Source organism: Lentzea sp. NPDC004782 (genome assembly GCF_040609115.1).
Classification (GTDB): domain Bacteria; phylum Actinomycetota; class Actinomycetes; order Mycobacteriales; family Pseudonocardiaceae; genus Lentzea.
The window spans coordinates 93,460-109,369 of the sequence record NZ_JBEXJN010000025.1 but is presented as its reverse complement, the minus strand read 5'-3'; the positions used below and the strand labels follow the sequence as shown (position 1 = coordinate 109,369).

Below are 15,910 nucleotides of genomic sequence, written 5' to 3'. Positions count from 1 at the left end.
CGGCGGCTCGTTTTCTGGGACTACTCAGGAGTTTCTGCCATGTACTTCACCGATCGCGGCATCGAGGAGCTGGAGTCGCGGCGCGGCGAGGAAGAGGTCACCCTCGCCTGGCTCGCCGACAAGCTCCGCGCGTTCGTCGACGCGAACCCGGACTTCGAGACGGCCATCGAGCGTTTCGCCACCTATCTGGCGCGCGACGACGAGGACGACTTCGAGGACTAGCCACCTCGAATAGCGTGACGGCTCACGCCCCCGGAACGAATAGAGGGGCATGAGCAAGATCCTCGGCCTGGTCGCCGCCGCCATCGCTGTGCCGGCGGCGACCTACCTCTCGTTCCTGCAAGCCTGGTCGAAGGATCATCCCGCCCTGGCCCTGCTGGCGCTGGCCGGCTACGAACTGGTGGTTCTGGGCTTCGGCTTCGTGGGCAAGCTGGTCAGCGGCACCGCCGACGAGCTGAACAAGCGCTGGAAGGACCCTCTCGCCAAGTCGATCGACGAGGGCGCCCGGCGCAGCCTGTCCGGCTTCGGCAGACGCTACCGCCGGTCGGTTGAGAGCAACCTGCGGTTCATCGACCTCAAGGGCCTGGCCACGATGGGCTTCTACACGCCCAAACTGGACGAGGTCTTCGTGGACGTGAGCCTCGTCCACAGCGACCCGTCGAAGGTGCCCTCCGGCGTCCTGGGACGCAGGCAGACCGAGTCCGACCGCCGTTTCATCGGCGACCTGATCGACCGGCCGAAACCCGTGGTGCTGGCCGTCATCGGCGCGCCGGGCTGCGGCAAGACCACGCTGCTGCGCCACACCGCACTGCTCGTCTGCCGAACCCGCCGCCGTCGCCGCACACCGGTCCTGCTCTACCTGCGCGACCACATCAAGGCGATCGGCGACGACACCCCTCTCCCCGACCTGATCGACCGCGCCGCCCCGGCAGGCTGGTTCGACCGCAAGCTGCGCGCCGGCTCGTGCGTCGTCCTGCTGGACGGCCTGGACGAGGTGGCCGACCAGCAGAACCGCCGCCAGGTCTCGGACTGGGTGGAACGCCAGGTCGCGAGCTACCCCGACAACGACTTCGTCATCACCTCACGCCCTCACGGCTACCAGACCGCGCCGATCGCAGGTGCCGACATCGTGCAGGTGCGAGGCTTCACCGACGAACAGGTCACCAGGTTCATCCGCAGCTGGTACTTCGCCTTCGAGCAACGCAGCACCGGCGAGAAGTCCGCGAACATCGCCCGTCGCGCGGAGGAAGAGGCCGCCGACCTCCTCGAACGCCTCCAACAGAGCACCGCCCTGTACGAGCTGACGGTCAACCCGTTGCTGCTCACGATGATCGCCAACGTCCACAAGTTCCGCGGCGCACTGCCTGGCAGTCGCGTCGACCTCTACAGCGAGATCTGCCAGGTCCTGCTGTGGCGGCGCCAGGAAGCCAAGAAACTGGTGTCGGAACTGACCGGCGAACAGAAGATGGCGCTCCTCAGCGGCCTCGCCTACTCGATGATGAGCCGGAAGCTGCGCGACATCAGCAGAAACGACCTGAGGACCGAGTTCCGCGCACTTCTGCGGCGCATGGGCCGCGGGTTGGACGAGGATGCCTTCCTCGCCGACATGACGTCGAGCGGCCTGCTGATCGAACGGGAACGCGACCTCTTCGCGTTCGCCCACCTGACCTTCCAGGAATACCTCGCCGCTCACCACGTCCGGGAAAAGAACCTTGCGCACCTTCTCGCCGACAACGTGGATGACGTCTGGTGGCGCGAGACGACGCTTCTGCACGTTGCCCGATCGAACGCAGATCCGATTGTCGAAGCTTGCCTCGGTGTGGGCACCGTCAACGCGTTGTCACTGGCGTTCGACTGCGCCGACGAGAGCAGCGAGCTGGCTCCGGAAATGCGCGCACAGCTCGACCAGCGGTTGGACACGGTGTTCGAGTCGACGGGCGACACGCCAGAGCGAAACCTGATGATCCGAGTCGTGATCGCCCGCTATCTCCGCAACCTCGTGCGCACCGACCAGGGCACCCACCTCTGCGCGGAACCAGTACCGACTCGCATCTACAGGTTGTTCATGGAGACCAACCCGAACAACAAGCCCGATGGGCCGGCCACCTCTCCGGCCGAACCCGTTCGAGGGGTTCGGCGGGTGAGCGCCCAGGCGTTCACGAACTGGGTGAACGAGCTGCACGTCACCGATCGGATCTACCGGTTGCCGACCACCGAAGAGCTGCGCTCGGCACCGTTGCTCAAGAAGTTCAAGTCACTCACCAGCTGGCCTTCAGAAAAAGGAAACCCTTGGCCTTTACTGCGTGCCGTCAAACTCGTGATGGTCAGCTCAACAGATCTCTACCGTGAACTCATAACCGATCTCTTCGGCACATTCGACTACATCAGCCAGACCAATCCATCAACATTCAGTCCGACAAGTCACGGCGCCGCGCTTGACGAACAGTTCCACGACTCCTTCCTCTCGCCCGTGCGCGACAGGAAGGATAACTACATCGTGCCGATCGATTCGCTCGCCGAGCTGGTCGAATCGGTCAGATACGCGCCGATGAGCGACTGGGGATCTGCACAGCTCACCCATTTCATGCGATCTGCGAAATCAGCCGTCACCAGAACCGGACCACTGGCTGCTCAGTTCGCCGTGAAGTTGCGGCTCCTCGCCGTGATTCTGGCTCTGGAGACTGATGAAGAACACGCAGACACGTTCAGGAGGATCGCCGCCGGCATCTTGCTGCTGCAGCAGCGCAACGACGGCAGGATCCTCCCGAACGAGACCATCGTGCTGGCCACCGACTAGCGGGTCACCAGGCGTAGGCCTCCGGCGCGGGCTTGGAGCCGTTCGGCGCGGGCGCCGGGAACAGCTCGTCCAGCTTCGCCAGCACGTCCGCGTCCAGCTTGAGCTCCGCCGCGCGCAGCGAGTTGTCCAGCTGCTCGGCGGTGCGCGGACCGATGATCGGCGCCGTCACGCCGTCCTGGTGCAGCAGCCAGGCGAGGCCGACGTTGGCCGGGTCCTCGCCCAGCTCGGCGCACAGCTTCTCGTAGGCGTCGATCGTGTCGCGGTACTTCTCCAGCGCGTCGGCGGAGCGCCCGGACGCGCTGCGGGAGGCGCCGCCCTCGCGCTGCTTGCGCAGGACGCCACCCAGCAGGCCGCCGTGCAGCGGTGACCACGGGATCACGCCGAGGCCGTAGTGGCGGGCAGCGGGCAGCACTTCCAGCTCCACCCAGCGGGTCATCAGGTTGTAGATGGACTGCTCCGACACCAACCCCAGAAAGCCTCGGGTGCGGGCGGCTTCCTGGGCCTGGGCGATGTGCCAGCCGGCGAAGTTCGACGAGCCGAAGTAGATGACCTTGCCCTGCTGGCGCAGCACGGAGAAGGCCTCCCAGATCTCGTCCCACGGGGTTTCGCGGTCGACGTGGTGCATCTGGTAGAGGTCGATGTAGTCGGTCTGCATGCGCTTCAACGACGCGTCGCAGGCGCGCCGGATGTTCAGCGCGGAGAGCTTGGTCTCGTTGGGCCAGTCACCCATGCTGCCGTAGAGCTTGGTGGCGATGACCGTCCTTTCGCGACGGTTGCCGCCCTGGGCGAACCACCGGCCGATGATGTTCTCGGTGACGCCCTCGCCCTGCTTCCAGCCGTAGACGTTGGCCGTGTCGAAGAAGTTCAGGCCGTGTTCGTGAGCGCGATCCATGATCGCGTGGCTGTCGGCCTCGGACGTCTCGGGACCGAAGTTCATCGTGCCGAGGCACAGGCGGGAGACGGACAGGCCGCTGCGGCCGAGGTGGGTGTATTCCATGCTCTCCACCCTGCCTCGCGCGGAGACGCCGTGCCACGTGGAGTTGCTCCAGGGGCACGGCCCGGCAGGTCACCGACCGGCTTTCCGGCTCACCTCCGACTCGAACTGGTCCGCGACGACCGTGAGACCGCCCGCCGCCTTGACATCCGGCCGGAGCACGAACGTGCGCGTCGCGGACGGCCTGCCGGTGATGGAGAACCGCAGTGGCACGGACATGCCGCCCGATTCGACGCTTTCGACCTCGCGGAACGCCTTGAGGACGCCTTCGCGGGAGAAGTCCTTGCGCTCGCAGGCGCGCTTCAGGACCGCGCCGAAGCTCAGCCCGACCAGATAACCGTAGTTGACCGCCATGGACGGGGTCCCCTGCGGGAAGGTCGACCGGTACGCCGCCGCGATCTGGCGCGGGCCGGCGATCGCGGCGTCGAAGGGGGCGACGGACGACAGCACGAAGACCTGACGTTCCATGACGGTCGCGAGCGGTCCCTGCAACAGCTCGGGGGCGAAGCCGGGATTGTTGATGATGATCGGGACGGTGAGCCCGAGCTGCGCGGCGGCGGCGACGGCACTCGCCGTCTGCCGCGGGTTGGTGCTCAGGACGATCGCCTTCACGCCGGCCTCCCTGAGGCTCGCGATCCCCGGCGACATGTCCGGATCTGCGTCCTTGAGCGCTGCTTTCGCCAGGTTGAGACCGAGTTGGCGGACGGCGAAGGTGCTGCCGGAGATGGCGTCGTCGCCGTACTCGTCCTCGTCGCTGATGCGCAGGTGGCCGACCGTGTCTCCGCGAGTGAGCAGACCCTGCCGCATCAGGTACTCGATTCCGTTCATGACGTCGACCTTGTACGTCGCCCCCACGACCATCATGTACGGGTTGTCGAGCAATGCGCTTTTCCACGAGGTCGGTGCCACCAGGATCTGCTGGTGGAGCATGTCGTCTTCGATCGACCGGGCGACCTTCGCCCCGACTAGCTGCACGAATCCGAGAACCTGGGGTTCGAGGGAGAGGTACTCGGCCCTCCCCTTGTCGGCGTCAAAACCGTGGTCACGAACGACCAGTTCGACTTTTCTGCCGCAGATGCCGCCCGCGGAATTGACTTTGTCGACGAATAATCGATTACCCTCGGTGACATTCTTGCCACCCGAGGCGAAGGGGCCGGAGAGATCACTGAGAACGCCCAGGTAGATCTTGTCCTGCGTCACCCCGGGCCCTCCGCGGAAACCTTCGGAGAGGTTGGCGGCATCAATGCCACCCCTACCGCAGGCGGCCAGCAGGGATGCGGCCACGAACAAGGGGAGGACTCGAGAGGTGAACCCAGACAATTTCACGTCCAATCGCCCGACAGTCCGAAGGAGCTTACCTCCGCCATCATCCGATCGACAGTCCCGGGACCACTTTTCTGCCACAGCCGAAACAAATGGTAATCAAGGTGGACTGTAAACGTTTTCGCCGACCAGTCACCACGGATTTCGCCACGGTATTGATAACTGAGACTTTGAACCTTTTGGCCGCCCCGTGCGTAGCGCTGGTTTCGTGGTGGCCGGCGGTTCATCGCCCGAGGCCTGTCCGAACTGTCTCAGACGGCCCGCTCACCTCGCCGCCACACCGAGCGGGTCAGCGGAACGCCCGGCCGGTACGCCAGATGTGTGATCGACGGCGCGTCCAGCACGTGGAGGTCAGCGCGCGCACCAGGCCTGATGACGCCGACGTCGTCTCGTCGCAACGCCTGCGCGCCGCCTGCGGTGGCCGACCACACGGCTTCCTCGACGGTCATGCGCATCTGCAGCACCGCTGTCGTCACGCAGAACGCCATCGACGAGGTGTACGACGAGCCGGGGTTGCAGTTGCTGGCCAACGCCACCGTGGCGCCCGCGTCGAGCAGCGCGCGGGCCGGAGGCAGCGACTGGCGGGTCGAGAGGTCGCAGGCCGGGAGCAGCGTGGCGACCGTCTCGGACGACGCCAGCGCGTCGATGTCGTGTTGCGACAGGTAGGTGCAGTGGTCGACGGACGCGGCACCGAGCTCGACGGCCAGCCGCACGCCAGGACCCTCGCCGAGCTGGTTGCCGTGCACGCGCAGGCCGAGGCCCTTCTCGCGCGCGGCCACGAGCACGGCCTTCGACTGGTCGTAGTCGAAGGCGCCCTTCTCGCAGAAGACGTCCGCCCAGCGCACGAGAGGTGCGACGGCGTCGAGCATCTCGCCGCGGACCAGGTCGACGTAGGTGTCGGCGTCCTCGCCCGGCGGGACGAGGTGGGCACCGAGGAACGTGATCTCGTCGGCGTGCTCGGCGGCGATGCGCGCTGACCTCACCTCGTCCGGAACGTTCAGTCCGTAGCCGGTCTTGGTCTCCACGAACGTCGTGCCCTGCCTGAGCGCCTCGGCGACGTGCCTGCGGACGACCTCCGCCAGCTCGGCGTCGGTGGCCTGCCTGGTCGCGTTGACGGTGACGGCGATACCGCCTGCGGTGTAGGGCTTTCCGGCCATGCGCGCACCGAACTCGGCGGTGCGGTCGCCCGCGAACACCAGGTGGGTGTGGCTGTCGACCCAGCCGGGCAGGACGGCCCGGCCTTCGACGTCGACCCGTTCGTCCGCGGCCGGGGCACTCGACGCCTGGCCCACCCAGGCGATCTCCGCGCCGTCGATGACCAGCGCATCGCCGCCGAGCTCGGTGTTCGTGGTCAGCTCGCCGATGCCGGTGATCAGCACACTCATGCCCACAGCTCCTCGATCGCGTCCGCCAGCAGCCTGCCGACGTCCCCCAGGGTCTCGTGCACCCCACCGGAAGCGACGACCTTGCCGCCGACCACCACGGTGTCCACATCGGACGCCGTGGCGGACAGGAAAACCTGCTGCGGCGACGAACCCGCGGTGCGGGGCGTCGAGCAGCTGATGGCCACGAGGTCGCAGGGCGCGCCGGGTTCGATGCGACCGGCTTCCGGCCACCCCAGCGCGTCGTGGCGAGTGGCGGCCCGCAGCAGTTCGGCAGGCGAGAAACGGCCGCGCTGCCCGGTGCGGAGGCGCTCGTTGTGCTCCAGCGCGCGGGTCTCCAGCAGCGGATCGATCACCGCGTGCTGGTCGCTGCCCAACGACAGCGGGCTGCCCGCGTCGGCGAGCTCACGAGCAGGGCCGATGCCGTCCGCGAGGTCGGCCTCGGTGGTCGGGCAGAAGCACGCACCGGTCCCGGACTCGCCCAGCAGCGCGATGTCCTCGGGCGTCAGGTGCGTGGCGTGCACAGCTGTGGTGCGCGGGGACAGCGCGCCTGCCTCAGCGAGGATTCCGGTCGGGGTGAGACCGTAGGCCGCCAGGCAGGCTTCGTTCTCCGCCGGTTGCTCGGACAGGTGAACGTGCAGAGGAGCGTCTGGAAACGCTTGTGCCACCACGGGAAGCTCGTCGCGCGGGACCGCCCGGACCGAGTGGATCGCGGCACCCACGCGCATCACGTCGTCTGACTTGAGCTCGGCGACGCGGCCCGCCCACGCCTCGGCGGTGCCGTCGGAGAAGCGTTGCTGCACCTCGTTCAACGGCTGGTCGATGCCGCCCGCGAGGTAGCAGGTGTCCAGCAGCGTCAACCGGATGCCCGCGTCCTTCGCGGCCTCGCGGAGAGCGTGACCGAACTCGTTCGACCGGTCGTGGACGTAGTGGAACTCGCCCACCGTCGACACCCCGGCGAGCGCCATCTCGCCGTAAACCGCGCGAGCGAGACGGTAGTAGGACTGCGGGGTGAGCTTGCCCGCCAGCGCGTACATGCCCTCGCGCCACGTCCAGAACGTGCCGCCACCGTCGTGGGTGCGGCCGCGCAACGCCCGGTGGAACGCGTGCGAGTGGGCGTTGGCGAAGCCGGGCACGACGATGCCGTACAGCCTGCGCACCCCGAGCGGAATGGTGTCCACTGTGGACACGCTCGTGATCAGGCCGTGCTCGACGCGGACCAGCACGCGTTCGGCGGGTCCTCCGGGCAACCAGGCCCGCTCGCACCAGAAGTTCATGACGCGAGGTGTTCGAGAGTCGCGGCAAGGGCTTTGACACCCTCGTCGACGTCGGCCTGCTCGGCGAACTCCTCCGGCGCGTGGCTCACGCCGGTGGGGTTGCGCACGAACAACATCGCGGTCGGCACGTGCGCGGCGAGGATGCCCGCGTCGTGACCGGCGCCGGTGGGCAGCGCCGGCACACCACCGAGCGCGGTGGCGATGTCGTCGCGGAGCCGGGTGTCGAAGTACACCGTGTCGCCGTACGACTCCTCGGTGATGGTCACCTCACACCCCTCCTCCCTGGCGGCGTTTCGCGCTGCCTCGGAGATCTCCGCGACCATCGCGCGGGTGCGCTCGTCGTCGGTGTCGCGCGCGTCCAGCCAGACGTCCACAGTGGACGCGATGACGTTCGTGCCGCCGGGGTTGGGGACGAGCCGTCCCACGGTGGCACGCCCGCCGTCTCGCGCGGCCTTGCGCGCCGCCAGCACGAGCTGCGACGCCGGGAGCATCGGGTCGCGGCGGTCCTCGATCAGCGTGGCACCGGCGTGGTTGCCCTCGCCGCTGAACGTGAAGCGCCACCGGCCGTGCGCCAGGATGCTGCTCGCGACGCCGACCGGGACCGTCAGGCCGCGGCCCTGTTCGACGTGGAGCTCGACGAACTGGCCGATGCGGTCGAGGGTCCTGGTGTCCTTGCCGACCAGCTCCGGGTCGTAGCCCGCGGCCTTCATGGCCTCGGCCAGCGTGATGCCGTCCGGGTCCTTGAGCGCCAGCGCCTTGTCGGCGTCGATGGCACCGGTGAGGAGCCTGCTGCCCAGGCACGCGACGCCGAACCGGCCGCCTTCCTCCTCGGCGAACACCGCGATGGCGAACGGCCTGCGCGGCGTGAACCCCTTGGCCTGCAGGAGGTCCACGGCCTCCAGGGCGCTCGTGACGCCGAGGGGGCCGTCGAACGCGCCGCCGCCGGGCACGGAGTCGAGGTGGCTGCCGGTGACGAGCGCGTTGTCGCCGCGCTCGCCCCACCAGGCCCAGAGGTTGCCGTTCTGGTCGGTTTCGACGTTCAGGCCGCGCCTGACGGCCTGCTCGACGAACCAGTGGCGCAGTTCGAGCTCCGGCTTGGCGTAGGCGTGGCGGGAGTAGCCACCGCGCTTGGCGTCCCGGCCGACGTCCGCGATCTGCTGCAGCATCACGCCACCCCCGGCACGCTCGCGCAGGGGTCCCCTCCCAGGGGGTCCCCCAATTTCAATTCTCCCAGCGAGGTCTGACAATTTTCAGCCCTCCATCGGGATGCGCACGCCCTTGGCGGAAGCCACCGACCTGGCCTCGTCGTACCCGGCGTCCACGTGCCGGATCACGCCCATGCCGGGGTCGTTGGTCAGCACGCGCTCGATCTTCTGCGCGGCCAGCTCGGTGCCGTCCGCGACGGTCACCTGGCCGGCGTGGATCGACCGCCCGATGCCGACGCCGCCGCCGTGGTGGATCGACACCCAGGTCGCCCCCGAGGCCGTGTTGACCAGGGCGTTGAGCAGCGGCCAGTCGGCGATGGCGTCCGAGCCGTCGGCCATGGCCTCGGTCTCGCGGTACGGCGAGGCCACCGAGCCGCAGTCGAGGTGGTCGCGGCCGATCACGATCGGCGCGGACAGCTCGCCGGACGCCACCATCTCGTTGAACTTCAGGCCGGCGAGGTGCCGCTCGCCGTAGCCGAGCCAGCAGATGCGGGCGGGCAGGCCCTGGAACTCGACGCGCTCACCCGCCATCTTGATCCACCGGGCGAGCTGCTCGTTCTCCGGGAAGAGCTCCAGGATCGCGCGGTCCGTAGCAGCGATGTCGGCCGGGTCACCGGACAGCGCGGCCCAGCGGAACGGGCCCTTGCCCTCGCAGAACAGCGGCCGGATGTACGCGGGCACGAAGCCGGGGAACGCGAACGCCCGGTCGTAGCCGCCGAGCTGGGCCTCACCGCGGATCGAGTTGCCGTAGTCGAACACCTCGGCGCCGCGGTCCAGGAACCCGACCATGGCCTCGACGTGCGCGGCCATCGAAGCACGCGCCCGTTCGGTGAACTCCTCCGGCTTCGCGGCGGCATACGACGCCCAGTCCTCCAGCGCCACACCGATCGGCAGGTACGCCAACGGGTCGTGCGCGGACGTCTGGTCCGTCACGATGTCGACCGCGACCTCGCGACGCAGCAGCTCGGGCAGGATCTCGGCCGCGTTGCCCACGACACCGACGGACACGGCCTCACCGGCGGCCTTCGCGGCCAGCACCCGCTCGACGGCGGAGTCCAGGTCCGGAGCGATCTCGTCCAGGTAGCGGGTCTCCAGGCGGCGCTGGGCGCGGTGCGGGTCGACCTCGATGCACAGCGCGACACCCTCGTTCATCGTCACGGCCAGCGGCTGCGCGCCACCCATGCCGCCGAGGCCCGCGGTGACCGTGAGGGTTCCGCGGAGCGTGCCGTTGAAGCGCTTGTTGGCGACCGCGGCGAACGTCTCGTAGGTGCCCTGCAGGATGCCCTGCGTGCCGATGTAGATCCACGAGCCGGCGGTCATCTGCCCGTACATCGTGAGGCCCTCGGCCTCCAGGCGGCGGAACTCGGGCCAGTTCGCCCAGTCCGGCACCAGGTTGGAGTTCGCGATGAGCACGCGCGGCGCCCACTCGTGCGTGCGCATGACGCCCACCGGACGTCCGGACTGCACCAGCAGCGTCTCGTCGGCCTCCAACGACGCCAGCTCGCGGGAGATCGCGTGGAACGAAGGCCAGTCGCGCGCGGCCTTGCCCGTGCCGCCGTAGACGACCAGGTCCTCGGGGCGCTCGGCGACGTCGGGGTCGAGGTTGTTGTGGAACATCCGCAGCGCGGCCTCGGTCGACCACTGCTTGGCGGTCAGCGACGTACCTCGATCAGCACGAACAACCATCACAGAGCTCCACTTCGAATCAGGGCCTCGGCGGCGGCGATCTCGGGTGCGAGATGGCGGTCGGGACCGGGTCCGGGCACCGTCTCGCGCAACTTCGCCACGGCGGCGGCCGTCGCGGGGGCGGGCTTGAGGGGCGCGCGCAGGTCCAAGGCGCGCGCGGCGGTCAGCAGTTCGATGGCGAGGACCGTGGTCAGGCCGTCCACGGCCTTGCGCAGCTTGCGGGCGGCGGACCAGCCCATCGACACGTGGTCCTCCTGCATCGCCGAGGACGGGATCGAGTCGACGGACGCCGGCACGGCCAGGCGCTTGAGCTCGGACACGATCGCCGCCTGGGTGTACTGGGCGATCATGTGGCCGGAGTCGACGCCGGGGTCGTCGGCGAGGAACGGCGGCAGGCCGTGCGAGCGCGACACGTCGAGCATGCGGTCGGTGCGGCGCTCGGCGATGGAGGCCACGTCCGCGAGCGGGATGGCCAGGAAGTCGAGCGCGTAGGCGACGGGCGCGCCGTGGAAGTTGCCGTTCGACTCGACCCTGCCGTCGGCCAGCACCACGGGGTTGTCGATCACCGACGACAGCTCGCGGTCGGCCACCGTCGCCGCGTACGCCACGGTGTCGCGGGCCGCGCCGTGCACCTGCGGGGAGCAGCGCAGCGAGTACGCGTCCTGCACGCGGGTGCAGTCGGGGCCGCGGTGCGAGGCGACGATCTCGGAGCCGCGCAGGAACGCGAGCATCCGCGCAGCCGACACGCCCTGGCCGGGGTGCGGGCGCAACGCGTGCAGCTCCGGCTCGAAGACCCGGTCGGTGCCGAGCAGCGCCTCCACGCTCATCGCGGCGGTGAGGTCGGCGACGTCGAGCAGCCTGGTGAGGTCGGTGATCGCGAGCGACAGCATGCCGAGCATGCCGTCCGTGCCGTTGATCAGCGCGAGGCCTTCCTTCTCGGCCAGCCGCACCGGTTCGATGCCGGCTTCCGCGAGCGCCTCGGCCGCGGGGACGAGCTCGCCCCGGGCGTTGCGGACCATGCCCTCGCCCATCAACGCCAGCGCGTTCGCCGAGAGCGGCGCGAGGTCGCCGGAGCAGCCCAGCGAGCCGAACTCGTGCACCACCGGGGTGATGCCCGCGTTCAGCATGCCCGCCATCGCGTCCACAGTGGACAGACGGACGCCGGTGTGGCCGGTCGCGAGGGTGCGCAACCGCAGCAGCATCAGCGCCCGCACGACCTCCCGCTCGACTTCGGGACCGGAACCGGCGGCGTGCGAGCGGATCAGCGACCGCTGCAGCTGGGCACGGCGGTCCGGCGGGATGTGCCGGACGGCGAGCGCGCCGAACCCGGTCGAGACGCCGTAGGTGGGGCGTTCGGCCGTGGCGAGCTGTTCGATGTGGCCGCGGGCGGTGGTGACCGCCTCACGAGCCGCCTCGGTGATCGTCACCGGGGCGCCGTCACGGGCGACGGCATGAACGTCCTCGAGGGTCAGCGGCTTCGGACCCAGCTCCACCGGTTGTCGCATGCAGACATCACAGCGCTCCGGGGCCGACTCAGCGACCCCGGAGCGCGGATGGGTGTCTGGGATGCCAGACGGGCTACCTGCCGAGCCAGCTCGTGTCGGGAGACGGCAGGAGCTCGACCTTGTCGATGATCGAGACGAGGTCGGGCACCGGGACGCTGCCGGTCGCGACGATCCAGACGTTCCCGTCCTGCACCGCGACCGTGTCACCCACGACGAAGGCCTGCCCGCCGCGGAGGGTGATCGGTGTCCGCGTGCCGTCGACCTGCGGAGCCTGCGGCGACACCCTCACCCGAACGGGCTGCAGGTTGATCTGCGCGAACCAGTCCGCGGGCCCGTTGCCGCCCATCTCGGACGCCTGCTTGCCGTTCACCCGGAACACCGGCTGGTACACGGCCTTCGCGTCGGCCCGCACGGAGTCGGCGACGCGCAACGCCGTTTCCCGCAGGTCGGCCACGGAATCCACGGTGACGACCAGCGTCTCCTGGGCCTTCCACTCGACCGTGGCCACCTGGCCCACCAGCTGCAGACGACCCTTCAGGCCGCGGACCGTCACGTCCTCCCACCCGGTGGTGTCGAGCTGGCGGGAACCGCTGGCGACCGAGATCGACGGACCGCTGCCGCGAACGACGTTCTCCGCAGCGCCCGTGGGCACCCACGTGCGCACGACCTGACCGTTCTCCACGCTGCGGTGACCCTCGACGAAACCGTCCGGCAACCAGTGCGGCGCGTACTTGAGCGCGTTGCCGTTGCCGGGCACGAGCGCGGCGGCCGCGTCGTTGCCGCTCGGCGGTGCGTACCGGTCGCTCGCGATGACCCCCGCGAAGATCAGCACGGCGACGGCGGCGGCCCCGGCGGCAGCGATCATGAAGACGTTGCGGGGCCTTTTGCGCTTGCGCCGCAGGGCGTTGAGCGTCGGCCCCGGATGTGGGGTGCGTTCGGCCAGCTTGCCGAGCGCGTCCTTGACGAGCTGTTCGGTGTCGTTCACGACAGGCCCTCCCCGAGCCGCAACCCGACACCAGCGGGCTCCGGCGTGTGGTCCAGGCGGAGTGTGGCCAGCGCACGTGAGATGTGGCTGCGCACGGTTCCCTCGGCACAACCGAGCATCTGTGCGATCTCCGAGTCCTCGTAGTTCTCGTAGTAGCGGAGCACGATCGCGGCCCGCTGTTTGCGGGGCAGCTTGGCGATCCGCTGCAACATGGCTTCCCGCTCGTCGTAGTGGTGCGTGGTGTCACCGACGGGCGGTGTGACGGACTCCAGGGTCGTCATGCAGAGGGCCACGTCCTTGGCGGCCCTGCGGCGGCGCCACGAGAGGTACTCGTTGGTCACCATGCGCTTGACGTAGGCGTGAGGGAGGTCGACTGAACCGATGCGATCCCACTTCTGCTGCGCGCGCAGCAGAACTTCCTGGACCACGTCCTGGGCCAGGTGCGGGTCACACGTGAGCACGGTGGCGTAGCGCAGCAACGGGGTCACCTGTTCCGCCACGAAGTCATCGAAACTCGGTGTCAATCCCGACCCCCTTCAAAACCGTCACGCCACTCCAACGCACCTGTGGCCTGTTCTGTTGAGTGTGCACTGATGGACGAACGGCGTGGGCTGCATCACATGGGAAAATCACGGTCGTGGGCAGCAGCAGTGACGTTCCCGCACTGCGACGCGGACTCGCGGTGCTGCGGTTGCTGGCGGGCAGACCCGGCCCGGTCTCCGCGGCGTCGGTGGCGCGCGAGCTGAACCTGCCCAGGTCAACGACCTATCACCTGCTGTCGGAACTGACCGAGGCAGGCTTCGCGACGCACTTCCCCGAGGAGAAGCGGTACGGCCTGGGCGTCGCGTCCTTCGAGCTCGGCTCCGCCTACCTGCGGCACGATCCGCTGGAACGGCTGGCCCGCCCGTTGCTGCGCAAGCTCGCCGACCGGATGGAGAAGGTCGCACATCTGGGCGTCCTGCACGGCGCCGAGGCTCTCTATCTGGTGCGTGAGCAGCCACGGCAGCCGCAGACGATCGTGTCCGACGTCGGCGTGCGCCTGCCCGCCCACCTCACGGCTTCGGGCCGCGCGATGCTCGCCCACGTGCCTCCGGCGCAGGTCAGGGCGTTGTTCCCGTCCGTGGCGTCGTTCGTCGACCGGACCGGGCGCGGACCGCACAACCTGCCGGCGCTGCGCCGGTTGCTGACCGCGGAGCGACGTCAGGGCTGGGCGGTCGAGGACGGTTTCGTGACCGCGGGCTTCGCGTCCGTCGCGGCACCGGTGTTCGACCACGGCGAGCGCCCGATCGCGGCCATCACGCTGACGTTCCGGCACGTCTGCGACACGCCGTGCGGCCAGACGTGGCCCGATCTGGCCAAGGAGGTGCGCAAGGCGGCCGAGGAGCTGACGGCCCGGATCGGCGGTCACGCGGCACCAAATCAGTAGCCATGTACATAGTAGCCATGTACTGTATCTGTCATGAGCAGTGCAGAAGCGACGCCTGGGCACCTCGTGTGGCGTCTGGCGATGAAGTGGCGCACGGCCGTTGACCGCGCGTTGGACCCCCTCGGACTGACGCACGCGCAGTACGTCGTGCTGTCGTCATTGCTCGGCCTCGACCGTCCGTCACAACGCGAACTGGCCGACCACACGGGACTCGAACCGCTGTACGTCTCGAAGCTGGCGCGCGCGCTCGAATCCTCGGGACTGATCGAGCGCACACGCGACAAGGTCGACACACGGACCGTGCGGCTGGCACTGACACCTCAAGGCCGTTCCGTGGTTGAGCCCGCCGTGACGCTCGTCAGCGCGTTGCTGGACCGGTTGCTGGAGCCCTTGGGCGACCCCGCTGATTTCTCCCGCGAGCTGATCACGCTGCTCGCCGTTCCCCTCGACTGACGGAGTCCTTGTCATGCCCGTTGTTCCCGTCCTCGACTCGACCATGCACTACGAGCAGTCCGGCACCACGCCGATCGTGTTCCTGCACGGCAACCCCAGCTCGTCGCACGCGTGGCGGCACGTGCTGCCCGAGCTGGGCGGTCTGGCGCCGGACCTGATCGGCATGGGCCGCTCGGGCAAGCCGGACATCGCCTACTCGTTCGCCGACCACGCCCGCTACCTCGACGCCTGGTTCGACGCGGTGGGCCTCGACCGCGTGGTGCTCGTGGGCCACGACTGGGGCGGCGCGCTGGCGTTCGACTGGGCCGCCCGCCACCCCGACCGCGTTCTCGGTGTGGTGTTCTTCGAGACGGTCGTGAAGCCGATGACGGGCTCCGAACTGCCGCTGCCCGCGCAGGAACGACTGCGCAGGTTCCGCGCCGCTTCGGCGCTGGACGACGACGCGTTCATCCGCCAGGCGTACACCGGCGGCGTTTTGTCGCCCGTCTCGGACGACGACCTGGCGACCTACCTGGCGCCGTTCCCCGACGCGGTGAGCCGACGCCCGGTGCTGGCGTGGGCGAAGCAGATGCCGTTCGACGGCTCGCCGGCCGAGCTGATTCCGCGGATCGAGGCCTACGACGCGTGGCTGCGCGAATCTCAGGTGCCGAAGTTGCTGCTGACCTTCGAGGGCTCGCCGACGTTGCTGATCGGACCTGCGCTGCAGGTCTGGTGCGAGCAGAACATCGCCGCGCTGGACGTGGTCGCCGTCGGGGAGGCCGGGCACCACGCGCAGGAGGACCGGCCCAAGGAGATCGCCGCCGAGATCGCCGCTTGGACGGAGCACCACGGCCTAGTTGCACAGCGTGCATAGGGGTAGTTCGATTCCGGCACACGC

General features: G+C 69.0%; 14 protein-coding genes. 5 read left to right on the top strand and 9 right to left on the bottom strand.

Translation table 11 applies throughout. The features are described 5' to 3' along the window. Positions 1-39 precede the first annotated feature (39 nt). Complete coding sequence (locus tag ABZV40_RS23760) at positions 40-222, top strand: DUF6104 family protein (protein WP_355445336.1); 183 nt, start codon at positions 40-42, stop codon at positions 220-222. An 88-nt stretch (positions 223-310) separates the two neighbouring features. After that, positions 311-2,797: an NACHT domain-containing protein gene (locus ABZV40_RS23755; RefSeq protein WP_355445333.1), complete on the top strand. Its 2,487-nt coding sequence runs from the start codon at positions 311-313 to the stop codon at positions 2,795-2,797. 4 nt (positions 2,798-2,801) lie between these two features. Here the strand turns inward: ABZV40_RS23755 and ABZV40_RS23750 are convergent, their stop codons facing one another. The 9 genes from ABZV40_RS23750 to ABZV40_RS23710 all read right to left on the bottom strand — a co-directional run bounded on the left by ABZV40_RS23750 (position 2,802) and on the right by ABZV40_RS23710 (position 13,678). Continuing rightward, complete coding sequence (locus ABZV40_RS23750) at positions 2,802-3,794, bottom strand: aldo/keto reductase (protein WP_355445330.1); 993 nt, start codon at positions 3,792-3,794, stop codon at positions 2,802-2,804. A gap of 69 nt (positions 3,795-3,863) precedes the next feature. Further along, positions 3,864-5,195: an ABC transporter substrate-binding protein gene (locus tag ABZV40_RS23745; protein ID WP_355445327.1), complete on the bottom strand. Its 1,332-nt coding sequence runs from the start codon at positions 5,193-5,195 to the stop codon at positions 3,864-3,866. A 170-nt stretch (positions 5,196-5,365) separates the two neighbouring features. Beyond that, positions 5,366-6,499 (bottom strand): imidazolonepropionase, encoded by a 1,134-nt coding sequence (gene hutI, locus ABZV40_RS23740; protein WP_355445324.1) that lies wholly within the window; start codon positions 6,497-6,499, stop codon positions 5,366-5,368. Then, positions 6,496-7,773, bottom strand: coding sequence for a formimidoylglutamate deiminase (locus ABZV40_RS23735; RefSeq protein ID WP_355445321.1), 1,278 nt, complete (start codon positions 7,771-7,773; stop codon positions 6,496-6,498). Before ABZV40_RS23735 ends, hutI begins: the two co-directional genes overlap by 4 nt. After that, entirely contained in the window at positions 7,770-8,939 is a 1,170-nt protein-coding gene (locus ABZV40_RS23730; protein WP_355445318.1) for an allantoate amidohydrolase, read from the bottom strand. The genes ABZV40_RS23735 and ABZV40_RS23730 overlap by 4 nt, the downstream gene beginning before the upstream one ends. 84 nt (positions 8,940-9,023) lie before the next feature. Then, positions 9,024-10,664: a urocanate hydratase gene (gene hutU, locus ABZV40_RS23725; RefSeq protein ID WP_355445316.1), complete on the bottom strand. Its 1,641-nt coding sequence runs from the start codon at positions 10,662-10,664 to the stop codon at positions 9,024-9,026. Continuing rightward, positions 10,664-12,169 carry a histidine ammonia-lyase gene (gene hutH, locus ABZV40_RS23720; protein WP_355445313.1) on the bottom strand — a complete coding sequence of 502 codons (1,506 nt, stop codon included), beginning with the start codon at positions 12,167-12,169 and terminating at the stop codon, positions 10,664-10,666. Before hutH ends, hutU begins: the two co-directional genes overlap by 1 nt. A 73-nt stretch (positions 12,170-12,242) precedes the next feature. Next, positions 12,243-13,154 (bottom strand): hypothetical protein, encoded by a 912-nt coding sequence (locus tag ABZV40_RS23715; RefSeq protein ID WP_355445310.1) that lies wholly within the window; start codon positions 13,152-13,154, stop codon positions 12,243-12,245. Beyond that, positions 13,151-13,678, bottom strand: a complete 528-nt coding sequence (locus tag ABZV40_RS23710) for a SigE family RNA polymerase sigma factor (RefSeq protein WP_045312154.1) — start codon at positions 13,676-13,678, stop codon at positions 13,151-13,153. Before ABZV40_RS23710 ends, ABZV40_RS23715 begins: the two co-directional genes overlap by 4 nt. A gap of 113 nt (positions 13,679-13,791) precedes the next feature. Between ABZV40_RS23710 and ABZV40_RS23705 the strand changes: the two genes are divergently transcribed. Genes ABZV40_RS23705 through ABZV40_RS23695 form a run of 3 tightly spaced genes read left to right on the top strand, consistent with a single transcriptional unit; the run spans position 13,792 to position 15,886 of the window. Then, the gene (locus ABZV40_RS23705) at positions 13,792-14,580 is read left to right on the top strand and encodes an IclR family transcriptional regulator (protein WP_355445307.1); all 789 of its coding nucleotides are present in this window, start codon (positions 13,792-13,794) and stop codon (positions 14,578-14,580) included. 33 nt (positions 14,581-14,613) lie between these two features. Then, positions 14,614-15,033, top strand: a complete 420-nt coding sequence (locus tag ABZV40_RS23700; protein WP_355445304.1) for a MarR family transcriptional regulator — start codon at positions 14,614-14,616, stop codon at positions 15,031-15,033. 13 nt (positions 15,034-15,046) lie between these two features. Continuing rightward, a complete protein-coding gene (locus tag ABZV40_RS23695) occupies positions 15,047-15,886 on the top strand; it encodes a haloalkane dehalogenase (RefSeq protein WP_355445301.1) in 840 nt (279 codons plus the stop codon). Positions 15,887-15,910 lie beyond the last annotated feature (24 nt).